9 protein-coding genes are annotated in these 10,380 nt (G+C 59.9%); 5 read left to right on the top strand and 4 right to left on the bottom strand.

Annotated features, from left to right (window positions below):
* Positions 1-331: 331 nt before the first annotated feature.
* The 5 genes from KKO72_RS20490 to KKO72_RS20470 all read left to right on the top strand — a co-directional run bounded on the left by KKO72_RS20490 (position 332) and on the right by KKO72_RS20470 (position 6,079).
* Positions 332-1,501 carry a DUF945 family protein gene (locus KKO72_RS20490; RefSeq protein ID WP_214943653.1) on the top strand — a complete coding sequence of 390 codons (1,170 nt, stop codon included), beginning with the start codon at positions 332-334 and terminating at the stop codon, positions 1,499-1,501.
* 19 nt (positions 1,502-1,520) lie between these two features.
* On the top strand, positions 1,521-3,458 hold the full coding sequence (locus tag KKO72_RS20485) for a DUF3857 domain-containing protein (RefSeq protein ID WP_214943650.1): 1,938 nt from the start codon (positions 1,521-1,523) through the stop codon (positions 3,456-3,458).
* A gap of 31 nt (positions 3,459-3,489) precedes the next feature.
* Positions 3,490-3,951, top strand: a complete 462-nt coding sequence (locus KKO72_RS20480; RefSeq protein ID WP_214943647.1) for a GNAT family N-acetyltransferase — start codon at positions 3,490-3,492, stop codon at positions 3,949-3,951.
* 112 nt (positions 3,952-4,063) lie between these two features.
* Positions 4,064-4,579 (top strand): GFA family protein, encoded by a 516-nt coding sequence (locus KKO72_RS20475; RefSeq protein ID WP_214943644.1) that lies wholly within the window; start codon positions 4,064-4,066, stop codon positions 4,577-4,579.
* A gap of 288 nt (positions 4,580-4,867) precedes the next feature.
* Entirely contained in the window at positions 4,868-6,079 is a 1,212-nt protein-coding gene (locus KKO72_RS20470) for an MFS transporter (RefSeq protein ID WP_256445127.1), read from the top strand.
* 180 nt (positions 6,080-6,259) lie between these two features.
* On the opposite strand, the gene KKO72_RS20465 is transcribed toward KKO72_RS20470, so the two are convergent.
* The 4 genes from KKO72_RS20465 to KKO72_RS20450 form a co-directional block, all read right to left on the bottom strand.
* A complete protein-coding gene (locus KKO72_RS20465; RefSeq protein WP_214943660.1) occupies positions 6,260-7,294 on the bottom strand; it encodes a DctP family TRAP transporter solute-binding subunit in 1,035 nt (344 codons plus the stop codon).
* Positions 7,295-7,327: 33 nt separating this feature from the next.
* The gene (locus KKO72_RS20460) at positions 7,328-8,626 is read right to left on the bottom strand and encodes a TRAP transporter large permease (RefSeq protein WP_214943638.1); all 1,299 of its coding nucleotides are present in this window, start codon (positions 8,624-8,626) and stop codon (positions 7,328-7,330) included.
* Positions 8,627-8,654: 28 nt separating this feature from the next.
* Positions 8,655-9,182 (bottom strand): TRAP transporter small permease, encoded by a 528-nt coding sequence (locus KKO72_RS20455; RefSeq protein ID WP_214943635.1) that lies wholly within the window; start codon positions 9,180-9,182, stop codon positions 8,655-8,657.
* A 211-nt stretch (positions 9,183-9,393) separates the two neighbouring features.
* The gene (locus tag KKO72_RS20450; RefSeq protein ID WP_214943656.1) at positions 9,394-10,371 is read right to left on the bottom strand and encodes a pseudouridine synthase; all 978 of its coding nucleotides are present in this window, start codon (positions 10,369-10,371) and stop codon (positions 9,394-9,396) included.
* Positions 10,372-10,380 lie beyond the last annotated feature (9 nt).

Genomic DNA, 10,380 nt, shown 5'->3' with positions numbered 1-10,380 from the left:
GGGATACCAGGGGTGGGGTGTCTTTCTGGCGGACCAGGCGGGTGCACTTGCTGGCATTGCCGGGGTGTCGTGTTGGCGCTGATTCTGGATTGATCAGTCCGTGCCTGAGGGGCGTCAATGGATGGTGCACCACGTACATGCCCATGCATAATGGAAAGTCTGAGAGAGCAACCTTGGGAGGCATGCGTTGAAACGCATGTGTGAGGCCAGAACGATGAAAAGATGTCTGATGCGAGTTCGGTTGTGCGCGGCCCTCTGTTTGGCTAGCGTGGTCTGTCACGGCCACGCGGAACCTGTCGTGGCGTCCAGTCACAAAGATTCAACGGCCAACATGGTCGCTGAATTGACGCAGACGGATACCTATCGTGCGTATGCGGCTTTGTTGACCGAGTTAATGCCTTTTTTCGATGCGGCCGACCCCAATGGCATCGTGGCCCTGAACAAATTCCGCTTTTCTGAACCCAGCAGGCAGAAGCTGATCAAGGTCTTCGGCCATGACCATCCCCTGCACCTGAAGGGCACGCGCAAAAAAAATGGGGATGCCGAGTTGGTGTTCTCCATGGATGCTTGGCATGATGATGTACTGGAGGTTTCCGAACTGACGGGCAAGGCGGAATTCGGGCGCAAAGTGCGGCAAAAAAGCCTGGTTGTGAAAGTCCCTTTTGTCCGTAGCAACGACCGCCTGGGATCTGGCGTGGAATTTTCCCAGCTCCAGTACGCCGAGAATGTGCACAAGGGTAGCTTGGGGCTATGGCTGGGCCTCAACCGCTTCACGATGGGGCGGCTCCATGTCCGCCATGGCCCATCGAATACCGACTGGGAGATCGGTGACACCTCGTTTCGACTGGAGACGAAGCCGCATGGCAATCGGGTGGATGTGGCGTTTGAGAGTGCCATCGACTCGGTCCGCTGGCCCTCGGATGGCCTGGGGCGCATCCATCTGGCAGCCCGTGTGGCCGATCTGGACGGCAAGCTGCTGGCCACCTACGTGGCGGGTCAACGGCGAGTGCAAACCAGTGATCTCGCCCAGAGCGCCCTCGCCGCCGTCATCCAGCAGAGCAACAACGCGATGCTCCGGGCCATGTTCCGGCAGGGTCTGACGATAGACATCTCGGATCTGTCGGTTCAGTACCATGGCATGACCGCCCATATGGATGGTCGTATCGCATGGCCGCCAGGCCTGGACCTATCGGCGCCGGAGCAGATGCTCACACAGATGGCATTGCGGTTCAATGTTAGCCTGCCCATGGCCATGGTAGATATGTACATCCGCAACATCGTTGGCACACAACTGCGCGCAGCGGCACAACCCGGTCAGGTCATCTCGCCGCAGCAGCTTGACAAGGCGGCCAAGGAGCAATTGGCGAGCATGCTGGCAACTGGCCTGAACAATGGGCTGCTGACGGTGGAGAACAACACCTTACTCAGCACGATTGAATTCAAATCCTCACAACTGTTCCTGAACGGCCATGTACTTCCCACAGGCAATGCGAATCCGTAGTTCTGTTTTTTGCGCCTGGATGCTGCGCGTCTTCCTGACTGTGCTGGTGCTGCTGGTGCCAGTGCGGGCCCAGACTGCCCAGGACTACCAGATGGTGCCGGTTCCGGCATGGGTGAGTCCTGTCGCCTATGACGACAGCGTCCCAGACGATGCGCAACACCAAAGTGGGGGTGTCACCTATCTTTTGGTGGACAGGCAGACCAGCCTGGTGGGCGTTCAGCAGCAGGCGTTTCAGCATTACGCGTTCAGGATCGCCAGCGTGGCTGGGTTGCAACAGTCATCCAACATCGAGATCCGCTTTGACCCCTCGTACCAGGTCTTGCAGTTGCATACGGTGACGATCTGGCGGGGACGGCAAGCGATTGAGCAGCTCAGGAGTGATGCTGTCAAGGTGTTGCAGCGGGAGCGCTCGTTGGAGCAGTTGGTGTTCGACGGAACCAAGACCGCCAATATCTTTCTGGAAGGTGTGCGGGTGGGCGACGTGGTGGAGTATTCCTACACCTTGCGTGGCAGCAATCCGGTATTCAACGGCCACCTTTTTGGGGGCTTCGAGCTGCAATGGGGCGTGCCGGTGCATCAAGTGCAGGCACGGTTGCTGGCACCCAGTGGCCAAGCCATTGCCACCCGTGTGTTGCATGCGCGTGAGCCGGTCCAGCATTCCGTCAAAGGCGGCGTCAATGAGTACCTGTGGCGCGCCAAAGATGTGGGCGCGATGCCATGGCGGGATGACCTCCCGCGTTGGCATGACCTGCAGCAGCGCCTGCAATGGAGTGACTTTCCCAATTGGAATGCCGTGGTGCGTTGGGCGGAGCCGATGTATCGGTCCACGCTGCCTTTGCCACAGGAACTGCACATGTTGGTAGAACAGATCAAGGCCCGTGGATCGACACCCTCAGACCAAGCCATGGAAGCCTTGCAGTGGGTGCAAAAAAGTATCCGCTACATGGGGGTGGAGGTCGGAGTGAACACCCATGCCCCCAATCCCCCAGCCTTGGTGCTGGCGCGTCGTTATGGGGACTGCAAGGACAAGACCTTGTTGTTGCTCACCTTGCTGCGTGCTCTGGACATCGAGGTCTATCCTGTCCTGGCGCATACCAGTTATGGTGGGGCATTGCGCAACGATCTGCCGTCTCCGCTGTCCTTCAACCATGTGCTGGTGGGCGCGCGTATCGAGGGTCGCGAGTTCTGGCTGGATGCCACCTTGTCACCCCAGATGGGGCGTCTGGGAGATATCTCCCAGCCCAACCACGGTTATGTACTGCCGGTGAGGTCACAGGTGGATGCGTTGCAGCAAATGCAGGATGGCCCGGCCAACACCTATACCCGCCGTGTGCTGACGGTTTACGACAGCTCGGCAGGATGGGGGCGGCCGGTGGATCTCACGGTCACCACCACCTTTGAAGGGCGCAGCGCCGAATCCATGCGCAGCCATTTGAGTCTGGAGTCCGCAGAGCGGACACAGTCGCAATTCGCAAACTTCTATTCGTCCTACTATGCCGGTTTACAGGTACTCAAGCCCTTCAGCGTTTACGACAAGTTGGATTCCAATCAGTTGTTTCTGACCGAGTATTACCGCATCACCGATTTCTGGAAGAAGCGTGATGACAAACACATGGAAGCCTATTTTGCGGCGCCTGACGTGAATGAGTTCCTGCGCAACCCCAAGACGACTTATCGCGAGGTGCCGCTTGGTTTGGCCTATCCGGTGCAGGTGGCGCAGACCTTGCGGATTCTTGTGCCACAGGCATGGCAGCTCAAGGGGGGAAATGCGAAGGTGGAAGACCCCAGTTTTGTCATGGAGTCCAAAGTCAGCGTGACACCAGGCAGCGTCCTCGATGTGTATACCTACAGCTCCAACAAGGATGTCGTTGAGGTGGCCGACATGCCGCACTATCTGGACAACCTGAGAAAGGCGCGTACAGTGCTTGGCTACAGCATTGTCCAGCCCATGGAATAGGCGGTTGGCACCGCCTTCACCCCCTAGCTTCATGCACAACCCCGTCCTCATTCGCCCGATTCAGCCGACTGACCTCCGGGCCTGGAGGCCGCTCTGGGATGGCTACAACGCTTTCTATGGCCGCCAGGGGGATACCAGCTTGGCGCCGGAGATCACAGCAGCCACCTGGCAACGTTTTTTCGATCCGAACGAACCCGTATTTGCACTTGTGGCCGAGGAGGACGGCAAGTTGCTGGGCCTCACACACTATCTGTTCCACCGCAGCACCACCCGGATCGAACTGACCTGCTACCTCCAGGACCTGTTTACCGAGCCGGCAGCGCGAGGCCGTGGTGTCGGAAGACTGCTCATTGAAGCTGTGTACCAAGCGGCCCAGGCTGCAGGCATCAAGCGTGTGTACTGGCAAACCCATGTCACCAATGAGGCTGGCCGCCTGCTCTACGACAAGGTCGCCAAGCATGCCGGTTTCATTGTTTATGGGCATGACTTCTGAAGGCCGCAGGCCAAGCCCCCGCAGTGAAGCCCTCCTGGCGCCCGGATCGCCCCTTCAAGCTGACCCACTGCTGAGCAGATCCCCTTTCTTTGGCATCAACACCCCTACAGCCATGACCAACCCAACCCTGTTCCCCCTAGAAGGCGGCTGCGATTGCCGGGCCGTGCGTTACCGCATGGAGACGGCGCCGCTGTTTGTGCATTGTTGCCACTGCCGCTGGTGCCAGCGCGAGTCGGGCGCCGCGTTTGCGCTCAACGCGATGATCGAAGCGGACCGTGTCAGCAACCTGGGTGTTGAACCCGAGCTGGTGCACACGCCGTCCAACAGCGGCTTGGGGCAAAAGATCGCACGCTGCCCGAGCTGTCGTGTGGCGCTCTGGAGCCACTACGCGGGGGCCGGGCCGGTGCTCACGTTTGTGCGTGTTGGCACGCTGGACCAGCCCGACGTGTTGCCGCCAGACATCCACATCTTCACCCAATCCAAGCAGCCCTGGCTGGCCCTTGGCGACGCTGTACCCGCTGTGCCAGAGTACTACGACCGCGAGCAGCACTGGCCGCCCGACAGCCTGGCGCGCTGGCTGGACGTTCTGCCCGCTGTTCAGGCCTACCGGGCTGCGTTGAAGCGTTGACGTCTGGCGCCACGCGCCAGTGGCGTTGACGCAGGCGCTTCACCTGATGTCGCCCAACTGAGTGGCTGCAATAACTATGCAAGTTGTAGCTGTCTACCCTTATTGGAAAAGGGCTAGAGGCCAATTTGTTGCACAAGTTGTGCGGTTGCCAGCCACCTCCCAGCGCAAGACCATTTGAACCAAGCTGGCGCACGCTTTAACAAGCCTGCGCCGCCATAATGGGATGACCCAGCGTCGCGTTTAACCGCGCAGGTTCCGAGTCCATCGCATCATTTCTCGTCGGCGCACATGCTCAAAAAATCCATCACAAACTACAAAGCAGTTCCTCCTCTGGTGTGGAAGGTCTTGCTCACGCAGTTCTTGATGAACTCTTCGCACTTTATGACTGTGTCGCTGCTGGCGGTGTACATGGTCAACACACTCATGTTCGGCGCATGGGAAGTGGCCACGGTGATGACGGCCAACCTCATTTCTGCCCAAGTGCTGCCGTTTTTGTTTGGGCTGATGGCAGACAAGTACGGCTTTCGGCTTTTTATGGCGGGTGGGCTGTTGCTGCGTGCGTTGGGTTTGCTGGGTTTTGCTTTTGGGCACGGCTGGGTCATGCTTGCGGTGATGGCCTTGGTCATGGGGGTGGGTGTGGCCATGTATGAATCGTCGGTGTACCCGTTCTTTTCAAAACAACCCTTGCCCATTGCCACGCGTGCTTTTGTCTTGAACAACCAGATGCTGAACATGGGTGTGGTGGTGGGGCCGCTGTTGTCGGGCGTGTTGCTGACGTATGACGTGCGGCTGGCGTTTGTGGTGAGCAGCTTTTTGTTTGGCTGTCTGGGGCTATGGGTGTTTGCCCAAAAGAGCATCGACGCCACTTTGACCCAAGGGACGGTTGTGTTGGTGAGTCTGAAGCGGGTGTTGAACGATCGCCGGTTTTTCTTCTTTCTGCTGGCGCTGGTGCCTTGGTATTTTTTGTTCGCCCAACTGTATGTGTCGTTCCCGATTTACCTGAGCCAGATCGCTGGTGACGCGGCTGTACCGAAGATGTTTTTGGTGAATGGTCTGGTGGGCTTGGTGTTCATGGTGGTCACCATGACCGTGATGGAGACGGCCGCACCGCGCACCGTTTTGCCACGGGTGTATGTGATGGCTGCGGTCTTTTTTTTCGCGGCGCCGCTGTTGCCCACGGCCTGGTGGTTTCTGGTCTTTGTGGGGTGTTACACCATGGTGGAGACCCTTATCCTGCCGGCGATTGAAACCCTGGTGACCGAGCTGGCGCCGGACGGCAGCCAAAGCACGTTTTTCGGGACGCTCAGCGTGGCCTCGGCCATCGGTGGTTCGCTGGGGTATTTTGCGGGCAGCTGGATGACGCTCAACATGGAGGGCCACACCATGTGGTCGATCTTTGCGGGTGTGGCCGCGCTTGGGGCCGCCTTGTCTTTCTGGTTTGTTAAAACCCAAAGTGGCTTGCAGCCCGGCCCAAAACAGCTACCCCAATCAACTATTTAAATAGTAGCTATCAGCCCTTATAGAAAAAGGGCTAGAGTCCAATTTCTTGGATAATCACAGTGGCTGATCGAGCCATGCCGCTGCCACCTGTTACCGTGGCCCCAACAACGCACGCACGCCCCAAAAAAATGGGCGACAGCCCAAGCCGTCGCCCACTGAAGTGGCTGTGTTGTCCGTGTTTTATTTCTTGCGTGCTGCAATCGCTTTTTCGGCGCTGGTCACCAGATCGGCGCCAATGGTGGTTTTCCATTTGTTGTAGACCGGGCGGGTGGCGGCCACAAAGGCGTCGCGCTCGGCCGGGCTGAGTTGGGTCACCGTCACGCCCTGGCTGGCGATCTCCTTGAGCAGAGGCTGGCCGGGTTCGACCAGGCCTTTGCGGGCGATCTCAATTTCCTGTTTGCCCGCTTCAATGGCAGCATCACGCACGATGGCCTGGTCCGCCGGTGTCCAGCTGCCCCAGATTTCCTTGTTGACCACAAAAATCAGCGGGTCGGCCACATAACCCCACATCGTGATGTTTTTCTGGCTGACGTTGTGCAACTTGGCGGCGGTGAAGATCGACAGCGGGTTTTCCTGGCCGTCCACCGCACCGCTGGCAAAGGCGGGTTGGGCGTCGGCCCAGCTCATTTGGGTGGGGTTGGCACCCAGCGCGGTGAAGGTGTCCAGAAACAGCGGTGAACCCACCACACGGATCTTCAGGCCCTTGAGGTCAGCCGGTGTACGCACGACACGTTTGGAGTTGCTGAGTTCACGGTAGCCGTTTTCGCCCCAGGCCAATGGCACCACGCCGGACTTGTAGAGCGTGGCAAACACTTTCTCTCCCACCTCGCCCTTGGTCAACGCGTCCACCGCGGCATAGTCAGGCATCAGGAAGGGCAGCGAGAACAGGTTGAGCTGTTTCACCTGCGGTGACCAGTTGATGGTGGAGCCCACCGCCATGTCGATCACGCCCTGACGCAGCGCGCTGAATTCACGCGTCTGGTCACCCTGGATCAGAGAGACGCCGGGGTAGAGCTTGATGTTGATGCGCCCTTTGGTGCGTTCCCTGACCAGGTCGGCCCAGATCTGGCCCCCTTTGCCCCAGGGGAAAGCGGTGCCCAGCACCAGCGACATGCGGTATTCCGATTTGTACGACTGGGCCTGTGCCGTGTTCGACATCGCGCCCAGCGCGGCCGCCACTGCCACCAAACCCATCAATGTTCTACGCATCTTCATCATGGTCAGTCTCCTTTTTGTTAAACAAATCCTTCAATATCCCATTTGACGTGGCAGCCACAAAGCCAGTTCTGGCCAGGCAATCACCGCCAGCATCACCAAAAACATCGACAACAGCAGCCAGCCGACCCAGCGCACCGTGGCCTCCATGCGCACACCGGCAATGCGGCATGACACCATCAGGTTCACTGCCAGCGGTGGGGTGAATTGGCCCAACGCCACCTTGAGCGTCAGGATCACGCCAAACCAGACCGGGTCCCACTGGTAATGTTGCACGATGGGCCACAGCAGCGGCACAAAAATCAAAAAGATCGAGATGCCGTCCAGGAACATGCCCACGGTGATCAGCAACACAATCAGCAGCGCCAGCACCCCGTATTCACCCAGGCCCGAGTTGACTATTGCCGTGGTCAGCGGGTCGATCACCCCCAGGGTCGACAGTGAAAAGGCAAAAATGCCCGCCAGTGCCACCACCAGCAGGATCACCGCCGACAACTCGCCCGACTCGCGCAGGATGTCATACAGGTCGCGCACTTGAATAGTGCGGTGGATCACCATGCCCACAAACAGGCCGTAAAACACCGCCACCACCGCCGCCTCGGTGGGTGTGAACCAACCCGCACGCATGCCGCCCAGAATCAGCACCGGCGCCACCAGGCCCCAGGTCGCTTCGCGCAAGCTGGCCCAGAACGGTGGCCGTGGCAGGCTGGCTTCCAGCGCACCCATGTGGTGTTTGCGTGCCAGCCAGACGGTCGGCACGATCAGCGCAATACCTGCCAACACGCCTGGAATCATGCCCGCTGCAAACAACGCGGGCACCGAGGCGCCGGGCACCAGCACCGAATAGACGATGAAGGCAATCGAGGGCGGGATCAGGATGTCGGTTGCCGCAGCTGCCCCCACCACGCTGGCGGAAAACGCAGCCGGGTAACCGGCGCGCGACATGGCCGCAATCATGACCGCACCCACCGCCGCCGCATTGGCCGGGCCCGAGCCCGAAATGCCGCCCAGGAACATGGCCACCACAATCGCCACCAAGGGCAACATGCCCGGGCCACGCCCGACGATGGCAATCGCGAAGTTGACTAGGCGCAGCGCCACGCCCGAGCGGTCAAAAATCGAGCCCACCAGCACAAACATCGGAATCGCCAGCAGGGGGTACTTGCCCAGCCCGGCGTAAAAGTTCTGCGGCACCGCCAGCAGGCCAAACCACTGTGCGTCTGCATTGGCCAGCGCAATCGCCGCCGCACCGGCCAGGCCTAGCGCCGCACCAATCGGCACACCCACCAACATCATGCCCAGAAACACCACAAACAAAAGCGTGGCGATCATGATGTGGCCTTCAAGAGTAGCGCGGCGCTCATGGCTGTTTGCCCCGGCGGATAAACAGGCCCAAGGCGCGCAGCGCAATCGCAATGGAGAGCACCGGCAGCCAGATCGTGTACCACCACTGCGGCACACCAATGCCGGGTGATGTTTCGCCGTACAGAAAGTCGTCGTACACGGTGCGCACACTCAACACGGCAATCAGGGTGAACAGCAGGGCCATCATCAGCGCGCCAAAACGTGCCAACGCCTTTTGCCGTGCGGCGGGGCCGCTGTCGGCAAAAAACTCGATGCGGATCTGCCGGTTACGCGCCACCGAGGCCGAGCCCGCCACCAGCGCCAACACAATCATCAGGAACACCGAGAACTCCTCGGTCCAGGCAAAGGACTCGTTGGTGAAGTAGCGCACCAGCACATTGCTGAAGGTGATCAGCGCCAGCAGCGCCATCACGATGACCGTGAGCCAGTCTTCGATCTTGAGCGGGACGCGGGTTGTTTCTTCCGGCTGGCTGGGGTCATGGACCTCAAGGGGCAGGTGGCTGGGTTCGTGGGGCAGGTGCATGGTCAAAAGGGGGTTGGTGCTCAAAGGCCCAGGCATGACAACACCAGGTGTTCAGTGTGTGGGTCGGCCATGTCATGTCTGCTTTTTTAAAGAGGTTCAGGGCGTTTTGGGGCTGTTGCCGTGTGCAACAGTGCTGGCGCGAGACGGCGGCAGACCCCGCGCAGAGGCCAATCCTGTCCGTCACATCACCCAGGTCCGGCACTTGCCGGGTTCAAAACTGCTCGTGTGGTGCCAGGTAACGCCATTGCCCAACGGGCAGGTTCCCCAGCATCACGCGGCCAATACGCACGCGTTTTAAACCAACCACTTTCAGGCCAACCTGCTCGCACATGCGCCGGATCTGGCGCTTTTTGCCCTCGGTCAGGACGAAGCGAAGCTGTTCTGGATTTTGCCACTCAACCAGGGCCGGTTTGAGCTTTTGTCCGTCCAGACTCAGGCCATGGCGCAGTAAAGCCAGCTTGGCAGCCGGAAACACCGACTGCACATCGGTACTTACGGGATCGTCATCGTCGATGCGGCTGAGTTGCTGGGTGGCGCCAGTTGCTTGTGGCGCACGGGCAGCGGGTCGGGCGGCGTAGGTGGCAGCGGCCGAGTTGGCTGCGGCGGTGTTCTCGACCCCGGTGTAGATCACCCGCACCAGGTACTCCTTTTCCATGGTGGCGTCTTCACCAATCAGCTGGCGCGCCACCCGCCCGTCTTGGGTCAGCACCAAGAGGCCGGTGGAGTCGATGTCCAGCCGCCCGGCAGGCACCAGGCTTTTGAGCTGGCTGGGGTGGAAGAAAAAGCGCGCGTTGTCCTCGGCCCAGCGGTTTTGCGGCTGCACCAGGGTGATGGCGGGTTGGTGGCCGTCTTCGGCCTGGCCACTCACCAGGCCCAGCGGTTTGTTGATCAGCACCGTGACCTGTTTGGCCTGCGCGCCCTTGGCCTGTTTGTCGATCTCGATCTTGACATCGGGGCTGACCTGCATGCCCATCTCGGCTACCTGGCCGTTGACCTTGACCCAGCCCTTGCTGATCCAGTCATCAGCCTCGCGGCGTGATGCCAGCCCGAGTTCGGCCATGCGTTTGTTCAGCCGCAGCGTGCCGTTGGCACCAAAAGCGGCGGTGTTGTTTTGCCCGGCAGGAATAGGTGCTTTGGGGGCCGGCGGGGCGGCACGGCGGAACACGGGGGGCTGTTGAGGTGTGGTCATGGTATGAAA

The sequence above is a fragment of the Rhodoferax sp. U11-2br genome (genome assembly GCF_018619435.1).
In the GTDB taxonomy this organism is placed as follows: Bacteria; Pseudomonadota; Gammaproteobacteria; order Burkholderiales; family Burkholderiaceae_C; genus Rhodoferax.
The sequence above is the reverse complement of the archived record's forward strand: the minus strand, read 5'-3'. Positions and strand labels throughout refer to the sequence as shown.